This is a genomic window from Streptomyces sp. NPDC058086 (assembly GCF_042885015.1).
Lineage (GTDB): Bacteria > Actinomycetota > Actinomycetes > Streptomycetales > Streptomycetaceae > Streptomyces.
In genome coordinates this window covers 105,139-123,066 of the sequence record NZ_JBHVST010000020.1, presented here as the reverse complement: position 1 = coordinate 123,066, position 17,928 = coordinate 105,139, and the positions used below count along the sequence as shown (strand labels likewise).

Sequence of the window (17,928 nt, the reverse complement as noted above, 5' to 3'; positions counted from 1 at the left end):
GTGCCCCTACTCCGCGAGCCAGTGGGACAGAAGCACCGGATCGGGCGGGGCGGACAGCGACCGGCTGACGGCCAGGGCCAGTTCGGGCCGTTCGATCAGGGCGGTCCCGGCGGCTCGCTCGCCACACTCGGCCAGCGCAAGGCCAAGTCCGGCCCAGGCGGCGGGTCTGGCGACCGGACCCATGAGTTCCTCGATGTACAGCTTGACCGCGGTCGCGGCGTCGCCGTCCACCAGCGCCAGATCGGCGGGGACGACACCCGGCACCCTCCTCGCCGGGTTCTCCGCCGCGCGCAGGGCGTCGAACTCGCCGGGGGCGATGAGGCTCAGGCGCGCCAGCAGCGCGAGCGTGTCGAGCCGACAGGCGCCCGGATCGGCCCGCAACGCGCGCTCGGGGCGCATGCCGACATCCACGCGCCGCTCCGCCCGCCAGCTGTCAGCCAGCTCCCTCGCATGCGCCGGGGGCACATGGAGGTGGTGCACACGCCAGGTCGCACGGTGGTGGACCACCGCGAGGTGCGCAAGGCGCTGTTCACGCGCTCCCACCGACTCCGCATGCCAGGGCGCGGTCTGTTCGTCCAGGCTGCCGATCAGCGAGCGCCCCAGCGGAGTCAGTGCGGGGTGGTCGCGCAGGGTCCCGAGCACCGTGCGGACAGCGCTCCGCCACAGCGCGTACTCGAAGCCCGCAAGCCCTTCCGGACCGCGCGTGCGCCAGTAGTGCGCGACCCCCGAGAAGGCATAGGCCCCATGCACCAGCCCCCCGAGGGGGCGCGGATCGTCGCGCCAGGGCGCGTAGAACAGGTCGTCGCACTCATCGAACAGCGGCGTCAGGAAGATGAGGCCGTTGAGCAGGGTGTGCCGGAACTCATGCAGGACGGCGACCCCGAGCTGCGCCGGCAGGACGTCCTCGTCCTCGTCCGGCTCGGACAGCAGCAGGCACCCGAACGCGTCGCTCGACGAGGCCGCCCGTGCGCGCAGCCGCTCGCCCCGCGGCAGCGGAACGACGGAACGCAAGCCCGCGGCCAAGGCCAGGGCGCCGTCCGTGTGATCCTCCACCAGTACCGGCCACATGCGCTCGAACCAGCGCTGCCAGGAAGCGAACTGCGCGGGAGCAAGACGTCCGGGCGCCGTCAGCTGCGGCACCGGCGCATAGGGTCCGAGGTCGTCGAGGGCGAGAGTGAGGCCGACTCCCGCGTGTTCCGCGCGCAGCCACCGCTGCCCCTCCCATCCCGGGGCGTCGTTCTCCGTCTCGTCCGGCACCGTCACGGTCACGCCGCCCGTGCCGACCCGGACCACCCCGTCCCGCCCCCACACCTCGGCGGTCCCCCAGAGATCGCCACCGACCGTGGCCCGGCCAAGGCCCGGCAGAAACACCCGCCCCTCCCGCACCGGCACACGCACACGGAAGTCGGCCCCGGCGGTGATGAACACGGCTGCCGCCAACTGCCCGAGGAACCCCAGCTCCACGTGCAGCGGTGTCTCGATCTCGGTCGCCGCCGGATCCGGGCGGGACAGTCTGCGCAGCAGGCTCGCCGCCCACACCCCCACCTGCGGGTCGAGGAGCACCGTACGGAAGGCCGCCGGGTCCGCCCGCTCGGCGGCTTCGAGCAGCTTCCAGGCCCGACGGACGTCATCGGCGTCCGCCGCCGCGTCCAGGATCGCGCGCAACAGCAACAGTCGCCGACTCGACTCCGCCTCAAGCAGAAATCCGACGGCTTCCTCGTTCTCCGTGACGGAGTTCAGCGCGTCCAGGACGGGGTTGGAGAGGTGGTGAAGACGCATCCGCGGGCCTAACCGCCTTCGCTGCCCGCGATCGTGGACACCGGACGGCCGACGCGATAAGTCAAGCGCTCGATCGACGGCCGTAGAACGGCGTCATCAAGGGCCGCGACCTCCTCGAGCGAAAGTGCCGACAACGTGGGAAGCCAGGATTGCGGCGCCCCGGACACCACCGCTTCACGGGGGGTGACGTGTTCCCTCGATGACATTACGTCACCGTATATCAACGTGTGCTCTCAAGAAACGCTGAACCACTCCCCAGCAAGGTGTGCCCGCCCTCCGGCGGCGGAGGACGGGCACACCACCAGGGCGTCGGCACCAGGCCGTCAGCCCAGCAGCGCCGGCTCACTGTCGGACACCGGGGCGCCCGCGGCCGGGTTCGCGCTCTCCTGCTCGCCGGCCGGGGTGTCCTCCCCCGCCCCCTCGACATGCTGCGCCGGCCGCTTCGGCAGCGCGAACATCAGCACGAAGATCGCCACCATCACCGCCGCGACCCAGCCCAGCGCGTGCTGGAAACCGTTGACGAAGGCCGGGCGCACCTGGGCGGGGGTCAGGCGGTCGCCGATCTGGCCGAAGAAGACCACGGACACCAGGCCGAGTCCGAGCGCGTTGCCCATCTGCTGCACGGTGTTGATGAGGCCGGACGCCGAACCGGAGTGCTCGCGCGGTACCTCCGACAGCACCGCGTCGGTCAGCGGGGCCACGATGAAGCCCATGCCCGCGCCCATGACGACCAGCGGAAGCGCCATCTGCCAGGAGGCGATGGACAGGCCGTACCGCTCGGACTCCCAGATGTAGAGCAGCACTCCGGCCGCCATGATCAGCGCGCCCGCCTGGAGCACCTTGCGCCCGAAGCGCGGGACGAGCAGCTGCACCGACATGCCCGCCGCGGCCGAGACCGCGATCGAGAACGGAACCCCGGTCAGACCCGCCCGCAGCGGCCTCCAGCCCAGGCCGACCTGCATGTACAGCGTCCAGACCAGGAAGAAGATGCCGAGGCCGACCCCGAAGACGGTCTGGACGGCGATGCCCGCGGCGAAGCTCTTCACCTTGAACAGCGACAGCTCGACCAGCGGCGAACCGTCCCGCGCCGCCTTCCGCCGCTCGTACGCCACCAGCGCCGCGAAGACGAGGAGGGCGCCGCCCATCGACACGTACCCCCACAGCGGCCAGCCCAGCTCACGCCCGCGCGTCAGCGGGTAGAGCAGCATCAGCAGGCCCAGCGTCACGAGGGCCACGCCGACGAGGTCGAGCTTGAGGGCCTTCGGAGCCTTGGACTCGCTGATGAAGCGTCGTCCCAGGATCAGCGCGGCGATGCCCACCGGCAGGTTGATGAGGAAGATCGGCCGCCACTCCAGACCGAAGAGGTTCCACTCGGTGAGCAGCGCGCCGAGGAGAGGGCCGGACACGGCGCCCAGGCCGACGATCGCTCCGAAGAGACCGAAGACCTTGCCCCGCTCGTGCGCCGGGAAGGTCGCGTGCACGATCGACAGCACCTGCGGCACCATCAGCGCGGCCATCCCGCCCTGCAGGATGCGCGAGGCGACGAGCATCTCCGGGTTCGCGGCGAAGCCACACAGCGCGGAGGCGATCGTGAAGCCGCCTATGCCGACCAGGAAGAGCCGCTTGCGGCCGTGGATGTCGCCGAGCCGTCCACCGGTGATGAGCCCGGCGGCGAAGGCGAGCGCGTAGCCGGCGGTGATCCACTGGATCTGGCTGAAGGACGCGCCCTCGTCCCGCTGGATCGAGGGAATCGCGATGTTGACGATCGTGACGTCGACCAGGTCCATGAAGGCCGCGGTCATCACGATGGCGAGCGCGAACCAGCGCCGCCGGTCGGCCACGGCTGCCGGGCCCTGCGGCGGCTCGGCCGGACTGCTGAGAGTGGTCTCGGTGGAGGTCATGGCTTGAAGGTAGACCCCTATTAGGTCAGATCACGTCCTAGATGTGCGGCACCCTGGAAACATGACGACGGACACCCCGGCCCGGCTCCTCCAACTGCTCTCCCTCCTCCAGACGCCCCGCGAATGGCCCGGCGGCGAGCTCTCCGAGCGGCTGGGCGTGTCCCGGCGTACCGTCCGTCGCGACATCGACCGGCTCCGGGAGCTGGGCTATCCGGTGCAGGCGACGAAGGGGGCCGACGGCGGATACCGGCTGGTGGCGGGCAAGGCGATGCCGCCGCTCGTGCTCGACGACGAGGAGGCGGTGGCGATCGCGGTGGGGCTGCGGGCCGGCGCCGGGCACGCGGTCGAGGGCGTCGACGAGGCCTCCGTACGGGCCCTCGCCAAGCTGGAGCAGGTCCTGCCGTCCCGGCTGCGCCATCGTGTGTCCACGCTCCAGGCCGCGACCACCCCGCTGACCAGCGGGGACGGGGCGAGTATCGCGCCCGAGACGCTGACCGTGATCGCCGCGTCGGTGACCGGGCGGGAACGGCTGCGGTTCGCCTACCGCTCCGGGGACGACACCCCGTCACGACGCCTGGCCGAGCCCTACCGCCTCGTCTCCACCGGCCGCCGCTGGTACCTCGTCGCCTACGACCTCGACCGCGACGACTGGCGCACCTTCCGCGTCGACCGGATCGCCGAGCCCTTCGCGACCGGCGTCCGTTTCACGCCACGCGAACTGCCGACGGGGAACGCGGCCGAATACCTGCGGCAGTCGATGTACGGGCGCCAGGAGACCTACGACTTCGAGGTCGCCTTCGCCGCGCCCGCCGCGTTCGTCGCGGCCCGCCTGCCCAAGTGGTTCGGCGCGCCCGAGCCGATCGACGAGCGCAGTTGTCTGTTGCGTTCCTCCGCCGGGGACTCCGTGGAGTGGCTGGCGGTACGGCTCGCGATGGTCGACTGCGAGTTCTCGGTGCGACGGCCGGCGGAACTGGTCGAGTGCGTAAGGGAGTTGGGCGGGCGCCTGACTCGGGCGGCGGGTGGCTCGGAAGACGGGTCGGCGGACGGGTCGGCGGGCGGTCGCCCGGAAGGGCGTGGCGTCAGGGCCGGGTGAGCCCCGCGCGGGGCCGACCGGTCCGCGGCGCGCTCACACGGCTCCCCAGGGGAAGTCGCGCAAGGCTTCCAGATGGCGTACCGCGAGCGCGACCGGCCCGGCCGGACCGTCGGCCGGCTCGTCCCCGGCGGCCCAGGCCTCCACCGCCACGCGAACGGCCGCACCGGCCACGGCGGCACCGAGCCGGAACTCCGCCCCACCACCGGCCAAGGCACCCGCCCCGCCGCCCGCCGCGGCGGCCCTCGCCTCCAGCATCCGCGCCAGCGTCCGCTCCGCGCCCTGACAGGCCTCGCCCCACACCCTCAGCAGCGCCGGGCTCCCCTCGGCCAGCCGGAGCAGGGCGCGGGCCCAGTCCATGGACTCCGGTCGCACCCCGACGCCGGGGGTGAGGGTCTGGACGACGGCGTGGCGAAGCGCCTCCGGCACGGACAGGTCGGCCGGGGCGTCGCGCACGGCCTCGGCCCACTTCTCGACGCCCGCGGAGAAGAGCGGGGCGAGGCATTCTTCCTTGCTGGCGAAGTAGCGGTAGAAGGTGCGCGGCGCGACACCGGCAGCGCGGGCGATGTCCTCGGCGCGGGTGGCGCGCAGACCGTGTCTCATGAAGAGCCCCGCCGCGGCCCGCGCGATCTCCATCCGGGTGGCGGCCTTGCGTCGCTCCGTGAGCGAGAGCCCGGGAGCGGCGGCCGCGCCGGAGCGGGCCTCATCAAAACCCCCGGCACGAGCGGCCGACGACGAACCCCCCGGAACGAGGGGGTCGGACGCGCGGGCCGCGCGGTTGGTACCGGTCACGGACGGCAGGTTATGCCCCTGTGGCACAATCTGCCATCCGGGTCACCCCGGGGTTCAGGTACGGGGTGGCCCGTCAGGCTGCCCGAAAACCACCGCTCCCCGGGAACGAGTCCCGGACCGTCCCCCGAACGAGCCCCGACCGACCCCGACGAACCCTGCGCAAAAAGGAGCCGAGCCCCGGCGCCAGGGGGGGGAAGGCGCCGAAGCTCGGCTCTGGAGAGTCCCGGCGCGGGGGGGGAGTGCGTCGGGACTCGGTTCTGGGGGGTCTTGGGGCTGCGCCCCGGGACCCTGAACCCTGGGCCCTGAAGTCTTGTGCCCAGAGCCCAGCGAGTTAAGCGGCGTTACATGGCCATGTCCGGTCGACTTATGGCCGACCTTCGGCCATCAGGTCCGTCATATCCGTCGAACCCGTACGAACCATACGTGGCGCACCAACCACATGAACCACGCAAACCGCACGAACCACGGACATTCTTAAGCCGCCGCGTCAAAACCGGTGTCGCGGGCCAGCTTCTTCAGCTCCAGCAGTGCGTGCTTCTCGATCTGGCGGATGCGCTCACGAGTGAGCCCGTGCTCCTTGCCGACCTCCGTGAGCGTGCGCTCCCGGCCGTCGTCGATGCCGTACCGCATCTTGATGATCGAGGCCGTGCGCTGGTCGAGGCGGCCGATCAGGTCGTCGAGCTCCTCGCTGCGCAGCAGGGTGAGGACGGACTGCTCGGGCGAGACCGCGGAGGTGTCCTCGAGGAGGTCACCGAACTGGGTGTCGCCGTCGTCGTCCACCGACATGTTCAGCGAGACCGGGTCGCGGGCCCAGTCCAGGACGTCCGTCACACGCTCCGGGGTCGAGTCCAGCTCGGCGGCGATCTCCGCGTGCTCGGGCTCGCGCCCGTTCTTGCGGTTGAACTCGCGCTGCACGCGACGGATCCGGCCCAGCTCCTCGACCAGGTGCACGGGGAGGCGGATCGTGCGCGACTGGTCGGCGATGGAGCGGGTGATGGCCTGACGGATCCACCACGTGGCGTACGTCGAGAACTTGAAGCCCTTGCGGTAGTCGAACTTCTCGACCGCGCGCACCAGGCCCGCGTTGCCCTCCTGGATCAGGTCGAGCAGGGGCAGGCCGCTACGGGGATACCGGCGGGCCACGGCGACGACCAGCCGCAGGTTGGAGCGGATGAAGACATCCTTCGCCCGCTCCCCCTCGGCTATCAGCGCCTCTAGCTCCTCGCGGGTCGCATCCGCCTTGGGGGCATCGACCTCGTCGTCGAGGATCTGCCGAGCGAACACACCCGCCTCGATGATCTGGGACAGCTCGACTTCCTTGGCGGCGTCGAGCAGCGGCGTACGCGCGATCTCGTCGAGGTACATGCCGACCAGGTCGCGGTCGGCGATTTCGCCGCCTACGGCGCGAACACTGCGTGCCGCGTCGCTGGTCTCGCCGGTGGCGGACTGACGACGGGCGACGGCACGGGTTGCCATGCGTGCTCCCTTGCGATGGTGGGCTTGCGGGTCCTAGTGGCGGCTCGGACACTCTTCCGAGTGCCCGGCATCCGAAGGAAACAACGACTGGAATCCGGACAGAATTCCCAACCCGCCCCCCTCTTTTTCTGATCATGCAGTACCCTGTGCCGCCACAGTGGGAGGTCGGATGCCAACGGAACGTACAGAGGTGCAGGTCAGGCCAGGAGTCGAGGCCGACCTCGACGCCCTCACGGCCATCTACAACCACTACGTTCGTGAGACGCCCATCACATTCGACACTGCCGTCTTCACCCCGGAAGAGCGACGCCCTTGGCTGCTCTCCCACCCTGAAGACGGCCCGCACCGCCTGATGGTTGCCACGGACACGGACTCACAGGGGACTCCCGGGAACGCACAGCGAATTCTGGGATACGCCACATCCAGCGCCTTCCGTCCCAAGCCCGCCTACGCCACGTCCGTCGAGGTCACCATCTACCTCGCCCCGGACGCGGGCGGCCGGGGCGTCGGCACGCTGCTCTACAAGGCCCTCTTCGAGGCGCTCGCCGACGAGGACGTGCACCGCGCCTACGCGGGCATCGCCCAGCCCAACGAAGCGTCCGTGCGGCTGCACGAACGCTTCGGGTTCCGGCACGTCGGCACGTACCGGGAGGTGGGCCGGAAGTTCGGCCGGTACTGGGATGTGGCCTGGTACGAGAAGGACCTCTAGGTCCTGCCGGAAGGACCTCCGGATCAGCCGAACTGCACCGACCGCTTGGCCAGCCCCATCCAGAACCCGTCGATCACCGACCGTTGCTCGTCCAGTTCGCCCGTGGCGTCCGCCGCGCCCATCGTCACGAAGAGCGGAGCGAAGTGCTCGGTACGGGGGTGGGCCAGCAGGCCGGCCGGGGACTTGTGGCCGAAGTCGAGCAGGGCGTCCCAGTCACGGGCGTCCAGGGCGCGGTGGCCCCAGTCGTCGAACTCGACCGACCAGGAGGGAATGCCGCCCTGGCGCAGCGCGGCCAGATTGTGGGTGAAGAAGCCGGAGCCCACGATCAGGACGCCCTCGTCGCGCAGCGGCGCCAGCTTGCGTCCGATCTCCATCAGCTTCACCGGATCGAGGGTCGGCATGGAGATCTGCAGGACAGGGATGTCGGCGTCGGGGAACATCTCGACGAGAGGAACGTAGGCGCCGTGGTCGAGGCCGCGGTCCGGGATGTCCTGGACGGGAACGCCGGGGGCGCGCAGCAGCTTCCTTACGGACTCGGCGAGTTGGGGGGCGCCGGGAGCCGCGTACCGGACCTGGTAGTAGTGCTCGGGGAAACCCCAGAAGTCGTAGACGAGCGGTACGGTCTGCACCGCGCCGAGGGCCAGCGGGGCCTCCTCCCAGTGGGCGGAGACCATCAGGATCGCCTTGGGACGGGGCAGTTCGGCGGACCAGGTGGCCAGCTCTCCTGGCCAGATCGGGTCGTCGGCGAGCGGCGGTGCGCCATGGCTGAGGTAGAGGGCGGGCATGCGCTCCTGCGGCGCACGCCGCTCGGTGACGGCAGACGTGGCGGCAGACATGGCGGCTACTCCCTCCGGGGGGTCCATCGTAAGACCGATTGGGAAGTTATTTGAAGTCTCAAGCTTCCACGCAGAACCATACTCCCGATTTGTTTAATCTTCAAGAAGGGGCTCGTACAGTGGAGTCCATGAACACGGCATCCGCTTCCGCTGAAGAGCCGCGCTGGCTCACCGACGACGAACAGCGCACCTGGCGTGCGTACATGAACGCCGCCACCCTCCTCGAGGACCATCTCGACCGTCAGCTGCAGCGCGACGCGGGCATGCCGCACGTCTACTACGGTCTGCTCGTCCAGCTCGTCGAGGCGCCGCGCAGAAGGCTGCGGATGACCGAGCTGGCCATGAACGCGAAGATCACCCGCTCGCGCCTCTCGCACGCGATCGCCCGCCTGGAGAAGAACGGGTGGGTGCGCCGCGAGGACTGCCCCTCCGACAAGCGGGGCCAGTTCGCCGTCCTCACCGACGCCGGTTACGAGGTGCTGAGCAAGGCCGCGCCGGGCCATGTCGACGCCGTACGGCAGGCCTTCTTCGACCGGCTCACGCCCGAACAGCACAAAGCCCTCGGCGAGGCCATGCGGATCATCGCCGAGGGACTGCAGCCGAAGGACGCGGGCGCGGACCTGCCCTGGCTGCGTTGACGGGCTGGCGGGCTGGCGGGCTGACGGGCTGACGGGCTGACGGGCTGGCGGGCTGGCGGGCTGACGGGCTGACGGGCTGGCGGGCTGGCAGAGGGTGGACGCGGGTCCGCCCCGGCTCCGATGAACTCGGAACCGGGGCGGACCCTGGGAATCGCACGGGCGAGGCGTCCCCACCCCGCGCCCGTACGCGAAGCACCTGAAGCACCGGAGGTACCAGCGGCGGTACGGGCGGTACGGGTGATCAGTGGGCGATCACCGGCACCTTGACCTCGTCCTCGACACCGTCGCCCGTGCCGGAGGCCGCGGACATGTCCGGGCGGCCGGTGTTGACGAGGGTCGCGGCGATCGTGGCCGCGACCACCAGGATGCCGACGGCGAACCAGATGGCGTTGGTGTAGCCGTTCACCATGCCCTGCAGCTGGACGAGCTGCTGCTGCGACTTGGAGGCGGCACCGGCGATGTGGTCCTTGATGTACGAGGTGGTCGCCGAGGCGGCGATCGTGTTCAGCAGGGCCGTACCGATCGCGCCGCCCACCTGCTGCGAGGTGTTGACCATCGCGGAGGCGACACCGGCGTCCTTGGGCTGGACACCGTACGTGGCCAGGGACATGGCGGGCATGAACGCCGTACCCATACCGAGGCCGAGCAGCAGCTGGGCCGGGAGCAGCAGACCCGCGTAGGAGGAGTTGATCTCCATCTGGGTCAGCAGCAGCATGCCCACGGCGGCCAGGGCGAAGCCCGGTGCCATCAGCAGCCGCGGCGGGACGCGGGTCATCAGACGGGCGCCGATCTGGGTGGAGCCCGTGATCATGCCCGCGATCATCGGCAGGAAGGCGAAGCCGGTCTTGACCGGCGAGTAGCCCTTCACGATCTGCAGGTAGTAGGTCAGGAAGAGGAACAGACCGAACATCGCGATGATCGCGAGGCCGAGCGAGAGGTAGACACCGCCGCGGTTGCGCTCGGTGACGACGCGCAGGGGCAGCAGCGGGGCCTTGACCTTGGACTCGGTGAAGACGAAGGCCGCGAGCAGCACCGCCGAGGCGACGAACAGACCGATGGTGGTGGAGTCGCTCCAGCCGTTGGACTCGGCACGGGTGAAGCCGTAGACCAGGGAGACCAGGCCCAGGGTGGAGAGGATGACGCCGGGGATGTCGAGCGGCGAGCGGTTGCGGCCACCGGCCGGCTCACGGATGACGAAGTACGCACCCAGGGCGGCGACGATCGCGAACGGGATGTTCACGAAGAACGTCCAGCGCCAGTTCAGGTACTCGGTGAGGAAGCCGCCGAGGATCAGGCCGACGGCGCCACCGCCACCGGCGATCGCACCGTAGATACCGAACGCCTTGGCACGCTCCTTGGCGTCGGTGAACATCACCGCGAGCAGCGAGAGCGCGGCGGGCGCGAGCAGTGCGCCGAACGCGCCCTGCAGGGCGCGGGCGCCGAGCAGCATCGCCTCGCTCTGCGCGGCGCCGCCGATGGCGGAGGCGCCCGCGAAGCCGATCAGACCGGTGACGAAGGTGCGCTTGCGGCCCCACAGGTCGGCGATACGGCCGCCGAAGAGCAGCAGACCGCCGAAGGCGAGGGCGTAGGCCGTGATGACCCACTGACGGTTGCCGTCCGATATCCCCAGGTCCTGCTGGGCGGAGGGCAGCGCGATGTTCACGATGGTCGCGTCGAGGACGACCATCAGCTGGGCGAGCGCGATGAACGCGAGCGCTTTCCAGCGGTTGCTGTGTGCGTCGGCGAGTTCGGCCGCCGACTTCGCCGAGGCTGAGGTGCCTGTTTCAGACATGGGGATACCCACTCCGGTACTTCGCAGTGAAAAGGTGAGGGAAGGTCACGGGAGTCGGCGGCTCGTCTTCGTCGACGGCCGCAAGCTTCCGGAAGCTTGTCGGACTAAGGACTGGCGCTGTGCGCCGATCTCATCGGTCGGGCTGGTCTGGTCGGGCTGGTCTGGCTGCTGGTCAGGCTGTTCGCAGATCCTCCACGGTGGCCGCCACTCCGGGCAGTACGGAGCGGGCCGGTGCCCGCAGACCGTCCAGGAACAGCTGCAGATGACGGTGCACGAAGCGGTCGATGCCCTGGCACGCGGTGCCGGGCAGCGGCCGGGTGAGCTGACTGACGGCGATCATCACGTCGCCGGACTCGACGTCGGGACGCAACTGCCCGGCCTCGCGGGCGCGCCCCATCAGCGCCTCGATCATCTCCATGGTCCGCTCGCGTGCGGCGAACAGATCCGGATGGTGCTGATCGAAGGCTTCGGAGAGCATGGGGCACAGGGCGCCGATCCGCTCGTCCGCCGCGAAGTGAACGAAGTCGCTCAGCGCCTGGAAAGCATCGCCGCCCTCGGCGAGAGCCGACTCGATCCACTCCGACGTGCGGTCCATGACCGAGCAGACGACCTCCCGCGCGAGCGCGTCGCGGTCCGGGAAGTTGCGGTACACCGTGGCGTTGCCGACACCGGCGCGGCGGGCGATCTCGTCGAACGGCACATCGGGGCCGAACTCGACGAACATCTCACGCGCGGCGGCGACGATCCGCTCCCGGTTGCGCAGGGCATCGGCGCGGGGCCGGGGCACGCGACGCTTCACGGGGGTGGCGGTCTCCACGGCGTACTCCTCAGACGTAGGTGTAGGAAGACTGTGGCGCGATCCGGGGAATCCATCCCCGTTTCGCTCGGACACATGGCTAAACGGGGAAACCGTCCCCGGTTATTTCCCGCATTCCCAGAGATTTGATGTGACCTGAGTCACTTGATATCGGGGGTGGTGCGCGACCGGGCGTCCGACGTGGCGGGCGGCCTGGAGTCCGGCGTCCGGAGTCCGGCGTCCGGCGTGGTGCGCGGCCCGGAGTTCGGCGTCCGGAGTCCGGCGTGGTGCGCGGCCCGGAGTTCGACGTCCGACGTGGCGGGCGGCCCGGAGTCCGGCGTCCGGCGTCCGGCGTCCGGCGTCCGGCATGGTGCGCGGCCCGGCGTCCGACGTGGCGGACGGTTCGACGTCCGCCGTGACTCCAAGCCGAGCACCCGGCCAGGCTCCCGGCACAGCATCCTGCGCGGCGCGCGGCCGCGCATCCGCCGTACGTACCGCCGTGCGTACGGCGCGGCTCCCGGCAGAGCATCTGGCGACTTCCAGCAGAGCATTCGGCGCGACTACCAGCCGAACATCCCGCGCGGCGCGCGGCCAGGCATCCGGCGCGGCTCGCGACTGGCATCCTCCGCGGCCAACGGCCATGCGCCCGGCGCGGCTCCCCGGCCGAGCGCCCGGCGCGGGGCGGCGGGAGCGGCGCGGGGCGGCGGGGACGGCGGGCGGCCGAGCATCCGGCGCGGCGCGGCGCGCCCGCGAGCATCCGGCGCGGGCCCGCATCTCGGCATCCGCCCCACTCGCAGCTCGGTATCCGTCCCAGCCGCAGCCGGTATCCGTCCCAGCCGCGGCTCGGCATCCGTGCCTGAGCGTCCGCCCCGGCCCGTGGTCAAACCTCTGACGCGGCTCCCGTCACCCCTACCCCGGCAAGAAACCCACGTTCGGGCGCTTCCAGCGCGCGCCCCCGTGTCCCCCGTCACAGGGTGATCGCACAGGGTGCAGCCGGTGACCAGGCGGCTGCCGTGAGCGAAGGGCCCATGCATGCAGCCGATGCAGCCCACCAGCCGCCGGATACGCTCGCGCCGCGTGGCCGCCCTCGCCACAGTGACCCTTCTGACGCTGACGGTCAGCACCTCCGCCGGCACCGGTCACCTCCCGGCGGGCTCCACGACGGCGGGCTCCATCGCGCTGGCCCGCTCCACGGCGCTCGGTCCCTGCATGATCAGCGGCGCGATGGGCGTACAGATGGGAGAGGGCATACCGACCCAACCCGGGTACGCCCGCTCCACCGGCACCGTCCGAGCCCTCACCCTGATGGTCGACTTCTCCGACGCGCCCGGCCCGGGCAGCGCACTCGACCGGCTCGCCGAGTTCTTCCCGCAGACCCAGAACTGGTTTCGCACCAGTTCCTACGGCCGCCTCGACTACCGCCCCGAGACCCCCATCCACCACTGGCTGCGCATGCCCAAGCCCTTCAAGGCGTACGGCATAGAACGCGGCGCCCCCTTCGACCCCGGCTACCGCGATCTGGTCCAGGACATAGTGGCCACGGCCGACCCCGAGGTGGACTTCCGCTCGTACGACCTCCTGAACGTGCTGATGACGCCGAACGCCGGGCCCTCCGCCCTGGACACCGTCCTGTCCGTCACCTTCGCCGGCAACACCGAGGCACCCATCGCCGACGGCGTCCCCGTCTCCAACGCGTCCTTCGTCTACAGCCGCCAGGACGACGGCTCCGGCTCCTACGCCGAGACCGGCTACCGGGTACTCCCCCACGAGAACGGCCACACCTTCGGCCTGCCCGACCTCTACACCCCGGAGGGCGGAGGCGCGGTCGGCCACTGGGACATCATGAGCGAGGACTGGGGAGCCGACAACGACCTCCTCGGCTGGCACAAGTGGAAGCTGGGCTGGCTCGACGATTCGCAGGTCAGATGCGCCGCGTCGCCCGGGACGACGGAGTACACCCTCACCCCGCTGTCCCGGCCCGGTGGCGAGAAGCTGGTGTTCGTACCCACCAGTACCAAGACCGGGTACGCCTTCGAACTGCGTACCCACGACGGCAACGACGCCGCCGTCTGCCGCCCCGGCATCCTCATCTACAAGGTCGACGCGGGCGTGGACACCGGAAACGGCCCCATCACCGTCTACGACTCCAAGCGCCACAGCGGCGGCTGCACCCGCAGCCCCAACGTCCACGCGGAACTCTCCGACGCCCCCTTCGCCCCCGGCGAGTCCTTCAAGGACCCCAAGACCGGCATCACGATCTCGGTCACGGCGACGGATCCGAACGGCGACTACCGGGTGTCCGTCACACGCCACTGACCGGTCTCTCCCCCGCCCCCGACCGGCCTTTCCCCCGTCCCCGAACGGTCTCTCCCCCGCCCCCGACCGGTCTCTCCCCCGCCGCTCCCGGCCTCCGACCTGCTGACCTGGCCGTGCAAGGACTACGGTGTCTGTTCTGAGTCTCTTCGGAGATCCGCGACTGCGTCTCTTCAGAGATCCACAACGGAGAGCCCATGCCATCGAACGTCGCACCGGCCCCCGGGGCCGGCACCAGCAGCGCCGCGGGCGCCGAGGCCGCGGTGCCCGCCGAGGCCGTCACCCCCCTCATCCGCGGTATCGCCGTACTGCGGCGGCTGACCGACGCCGGCGGGGTGTCCAGCCTCAGCGGTCTGGAGCGGTCCACCGGGCTCGCGCGCTCCACCGTCGACCGGATCACCGCGACCCTGGCGCGCCGGGGGTACGTACGCCTGGACGGCCGCGACGCCGTCCTGGCCCCCCGTCTGATGGAACTCGGCAACGCCTATCTGGCCGCCCTGCGCCTGCCGCGCCTCCTCGACGCGCACGCCGACGCCCTCGCCGACGAACTCGACGAGTCCGTCTCGCTCGCGGTCGGCGACCAGGACGGCATCCGCTTCATCCACCAGGCGACCCGGCGCCGCGCCATGTCGCTGAGCTTCCGCATCGGCGACCTGCTGCCCGCCGAACGCACCGCTCCCGGCCCGCTGTTCGCCACCGAGTGGGGCGAACGGGAGTGGGCGCGGTGGCACAAGCGGCGCGCGGCCGACCCGGAGGACCGGGGGTTTCCGGCGGTCCCGGCGCGCAGTCGGCCGATCGAGTACGGCGAGGACGACCGGAACGACGAGAAGGACAGGAGCGGCGCGAACCGCACGAACGGCAAAAACGGCAGAGACCTTGTGGACGGGAAGGACCTTGCGGGCGGGAAGGAACTCAGGGTCGGCAAGGACCTCACAGTCGGCAAGGGCCGCACGGCGGGCAGACCGGAGGAGCCGGACGCCGGCCGAAGCGCACGTCGACTCCCCGCCCTCGGCGACGACTTCGAGCAGCGTACGGCCGAGGCGCGGGAGGCCGGCTGGGCGCTGGACGACCAGTTGATCGAACCGGGCCTGGTCGCCCTCTCCCTGCCCGTACGGGAGGCGGGCCGCGTCGTCTGTGTGGTGAGCGTGGTCAGCCACACCAGCCGGCACACCGCGGCCGATCTGCGCGACACCGTGCTGCCCCGGCTGCGGGAGGCCGTCGCCGCGATGGAACGGGAACTGCGCGAGGCACAGCACGCCGAATCCGACGCGCCCCGCCCCACCGCCGCCCCCTCCGGCCTCGCCGTCTGGACCGGCGCCTCCAAGCAGGAACTGGGCCGGGAGTTCATCGAGTCGCTGGCCCGGGGCCTCACCGTCATCACCGCCTTCGGCGAGGGCCGCGCCGAACTGAACCTCACCGAGGTCGCCCAGGCCACCGGGCTCGCCCGGGCTACCGCCCGCCGCGCCCTGATCACCCTGGAACACCTCGGATACGTCACCGCGCACGACCGCGTCTTCCGCCTCACCCCCCGCGTGCTGGGCCTCGGCTTCCCTCCCCTGTCGCGGACCTCGCTCGCCGAGATCGCCGCCCCGCACCTCAACGAACTCTCGCAGCGGCTGCACGACTCGGTGTCGCTGGCGATCCTGACCGGCGACGAGATCCAGTACACGGGCCGCGTCTCCACCAGCCGCGTCATGAGCGTCCACATCACCATCGGCACCCGCCTGCCCGCGTACCCCACCGCGCTGGGCCGGGTGATGCTGGCGGACCTGCCCGAGCCGCCGCTCACCGAACTGCTCCCGTTGACCCCCCGCACGATCACGGACCCCGCTCGGCTGAAGGCCGTCCTGGACCGCGTACGGGAAGAGGGGTACGCCCTGGTCGACGAGGAGTTGGAGCTGGGGCTGCGCTCGGTCGCGGTGCCGGTGCGCGAGCGCGGTGGGCGGGTCGTGGCCGCCGTCAATGTCGCGATGCACAGCAGCCGCCGTACGCCCGAGGAGTGTGTCGCCGAGGTGCTGCCGGAGTTGCGGGCCACGGTGGGGCGGATCGAGGAGGACCTGTGGGTGGCGGGACGGTTTCGCCGGGTACCGCGGACGTGACGCGTCGGCGCGTACCCCTTCTGACGACCGTTTGAGCACGTGAACGCCCGTGTCCGGGCCGCGGGGAGGCGGTCCGGACACGGCGGGAGCATGTGCAGGGCGAATGACCCTGGGCGTCAGTGGGTGACCCCCGCGAGCCCGGTCTCCGCGGCCTCGGACCCACCCTCGTCCGACACGGCCTCGCACGCACCCTCGACCGGGGCTCCGGTGGGCCTGCCGTCCCGCATCAGGAAGACGGCGAGGACGGCCGCGACCAGGACTCCCGCCCCGCCCGCCAGGAAGCTCGCCGACATCGCGCTGGTGAAGGCGTCGTGGGCGGAGGCGAGGAGGGACTTGTCGCCGGTGCGGGCGGCGACGGCGAGGGCATCGCCGATCGAGTGGCGGGCGGCGTCCGGGGCGGCGGCGGGCATGTGGCCGGTGAAGGTGCTGGAGAGGACCGCGCCGAGGACGGCGACACCGAGCGCGGCGCCGGCCTGCTGAACGGTGTCGTTGAGCGCGGAGCCCACACCGGCGTGCTCGTCCGGGATCGCGCCCATCATGGCCGCCATCGCCGCGGGCATCGTCAGCCCGCCACCGGCGCCCATGAGGCACATGGCACCGGCGAGCACTCCCCACCCGCTCTCCGGGTTCAGCGTGGACAGCAGCCCGAACCCGGAGGCGATGACGAGGAGTCCGAAGACCGCCATGGCGCGGTTGCCGGTCTTCGGCAGCAGGGCGGCGCCGACGCTGTTGAAGGCGAGGGTCGCGAGGGCCAGCGGGGTGAAGGCGAGACCGGTCTGGGTGGCGGAGTAGCCGAGGACGAACTGCAGGTACTGGGTCAGCACCAGCATCAGGCCGCCCTGGGCCAGGGTCAGCAGCACGAGGGAGAAGCTGGCGCCGGTGAAGACCCGGTTGCGGTAGAGCGAGACCGGGATCATCGGCGAGGAGCAGCGGCTCTCCCACACCCCGAACCCGACCAGCCCGAGCACCGCGACGCCGAGCGAGAACTGCGTGCCCTGCTGACCCAGCCCGCCCTTGGGAAACTCGATGATCGTCCAGATGAGCGCGGTCATGCCGACCATCGACAGCACCATGCCGATCGGGTCGGCCTTGCGCCAGGGCCCCTTGGACTCGGGCATGAGGACCAGCGCGGCGATGATCGCGAGACCGGCGATGGGAATGTTGAGGAGGAAGACGACCCCCCACCAGAAGTGGGCCAGCAGCGCGCCGCCGACGACCGGACCACCGACGAGCCCGACCATGGCGACGGCGCTCCAGGCGGCGATGGCCTTGGGCCGCTCGGCGTCGTCGAACACGGTGATCAGGATCGACAGCGTGCTGGGCATGATCAGCGCGCCCCCGACGCCCATCAGCACCCGCCCCAGGATCAGCGCCCCGGGCGTGGCGGCCTCCATGGCGACCACCGAGGCCGCCCCGAAGAGCGCGAGCCCAATGACCATCACCTTCCGCCGCCCGAACTTGTCGGAGAGGCTGCCCGCGGTCAGCAGCAGCCCGGCGAAGACCAGCATGTACGAGTCGAGGATCCACTGAAGGTCCTGGGCACTGGCCTTGAGGTCCTCGGCGATCGTCGGGATCGCCACGGTGAGAACCATGTTGTCGACGACCAGCACCAGGGTGCTGAGGCACAACACGATCAGGATGAGCCAGCGGCGCGGATGACGGTTCATCTCTCTACCTCTTTACCTCTCGAACGGCGGGCTGAGCCGC

The 17,928-nt window shown here is 70.9% G+C and carries 13 protein-coding genes; 5 read left to right on the top strand and 8 right to left on the bottom strand.

Annotation, left to right across the window (positions count from 1 at the left end):
- Nucleotides 1-6 precede the first annotated feature (6 nt).
- The gene (locus ACFVWD_RS18490; protein WP_389597289.1) at nt 7-1,779 is read right to left on the bottom strand and encodes an HEXXH motif domain-containing protein; all 1,773 of its coding nucleotides are present in this window, start codon (nt 1,777-1,779) and stop codon (nt 7-9) included.
- Between the two features lie 323 nt (nt 1,780-2,102).
- Nucleotides 2,103-3,680 (bottom strand): MFS transporter, encoded by a 1,578-nt coding sequence (locus tag ACFVWD_RS18485; protein WP_389597287.1) that lies wholly within the window; start codon nt 3,678-3,680, stop codon nt 2,103-2,105.
- Between the two features lie 61 nt (nt 3,681-3,741).
- Between ACFVWD_RS18485 and ACFVWD_RS18480 the strand changes: the two genes are divergently transcribed.
- A complete protein-coding gene (locus ACFVWD_RS18480) occupies nt 3,742-4,773 on the top strand; it encodes a helix-turn-helix transcriptional regulator (protein WP_389597285.1) in 1,032 nt (343 codons plus the stop codon).
- Nucleotides 4,774-4,806: 33 nt separating this feature from the next.
- Here the strand turns inward: ACFVWD_RS18480 and ACFVWD_RS18475 are convergent, their stop codons facing one another.
- Together ACFVWD_RS18475 and ACFVWD_RS18470 are read right to left on the bottom strand one after the other, a co-directional pair.
- Nucleotides 4,807-5,406 (bottom strand): TetR family transcriptional regulator, encoded by a 600-nt coding sequence (locus ACFVWD_RS18475; protein ID WP_389597301.1) that lies wholly within the window; start codon nt 5,404-5,406, stop codon nt 4,807-4,809.
- Nucleotides 5,407-6,036: 630 nt separating this feature from the next.
- Nucleotides 6,037-7,038: an RNA polymerase sigma factor RpoD/SigA gene (locus tag ACFVWD_RS18470; protein ID WP_101404532.1), complete on the bottom strand. Its 1,002-nt coding sequence runs from the start codon at nt 7,036-7,038 to the stop codon at nt 6,037-6,039.
- Between the two features lie 169 nt (nt 7,039-7,207).
- Here ACFVWD_RS18470 and ACFVWD_RS18465 point away from each other — a divergent pair, with 169 nt between their 5' ends.
- Nucleotides 7,208-7,747, top strand: coding sequence for a GNAT family N-acetyltransferase (locus ACFVWD_RS18465; RefSeq protein ID WP_389597283.1), 540 nt, complete (start codon nt 7,208-7,210; stop codon nt 7,745-7,747).
- Nucleotides 7,748-7,770: 23 nt separating this feature from the next.
- On the opposite strand, the gene ACFVWD_RS18460 is transcribed toward ACFVWD_RS18465, so the two are convergent.
- A complete protein-coding gene (locus ACFVWD_RS18460; protein WP_389597281.1) occupies nt 7,771-8,583 on the bottom strand; it encodes a dioxygenase in 813 nt (270 codons plus the stop codon).
- Between the two features lie 128 nt (nt 8,584-8,711).
- On the opposite strand from ACFVWD_RS18460, the gene ACFVWD_RS18455 reads away from it, so the two are divergent.
- The gene (locus tag ACFVWD_RS18455) at nt 8,712-9,221 is read left to right on the top strand and encodes a MarR family winged helix-turn-helix transcriptional regulator (protein WP_389597280.1); all 510 of its coding nucleotides are present in this window, start codon (nt 8,712-8,714) and stop codon (nt 9,219-9,221) included.
- A gap of 241 nt (nt 9,222-9,462) precedes the next feature.
- Here the strand turns inward: ACFVWD_RS18455 and ACFVWD_RS18450 are convergent, their stop codons facing one another.
- Nucleotides 9,463-11,013 carry an MFS transporter gene (locus tag ACFVWD_RS18450; protein WP_389597278.1) on the bottom strand — a complete coding sequence of 517 codons (1,551 nt, stop codon included), beginning with the start codon at nt 11,011-11,013 and terminating at the stop codon, nt 9,463-9,465.
- Nucleotides 11,014-11,185: 172 nt separating this feature from the next.
- Nucleotides 11,186-11,830, bottom strand: a complete 645-nt coding sequence (locus ACFVWD_RS18445; RefSeq protein ID WP_389597276.1) for a TetR/AcrR family transcriptional regulator — start codon at nt 11,828-11,830, stop codon at nt 11,186-11,188.
- 1,011 nt (nt 11,831-12,841) lie between these two features.
- Between ACFVWD_RS18445 and ACFVWD_RS18440 the strand changes: the two genes are divergently transcribed.
- Both ACFVWD_RS18440 and ACFVWD_RS18435 read left to right on the top strand, forming a co-directional pair.
- Nucleotides 12,842-14,125 carry a M6 family metalloprotease domain-containing protein gene (locus tag ACFVWD_RS18440; RefSeq protein ID WP_389597274.1) on the top strand — a complete coding sequence of 428 codons (1,284 nt, stop codon included), beginning with the start codon at nt 12,842-12,844 and terminating at the stop codon, nt 14,123-14,125.
- A 194-nt stretch (nt 14,126-14,319) separates the two neighbouring features.
- On the top strand, nt 14,320-16,221 hold the full coding sequence (locus ACFVWD_RS18435; RefSeq protein WP_389597272.1) for an IclR family transcriptional regulator C-terminal domain-containing protein: 1,902 nt from the start codon (nt 14,320-14,322) through the stop codon (nt 16,219-16,221).
- Nucleotides 16,222-16,337: 116 nt separating this feature from the next.
- On the opposite strand, the gene ACFVWD_RS18430 is transcribed toward ACFVWD_RS18435, so the two are convergent.
- Nucleotides 16,338-17,888, bottom strand: a complete 1,551-nt coding sequence (locus ACFVWD_RS18430; protein WP_389597270.1) for an MFS transporter — start codon at nt 17,886-17,888, stop codon at nt 16,338-16,340.
- Nucleotides 17,889-17,928 lie beyond the last annotated feature (40 nt).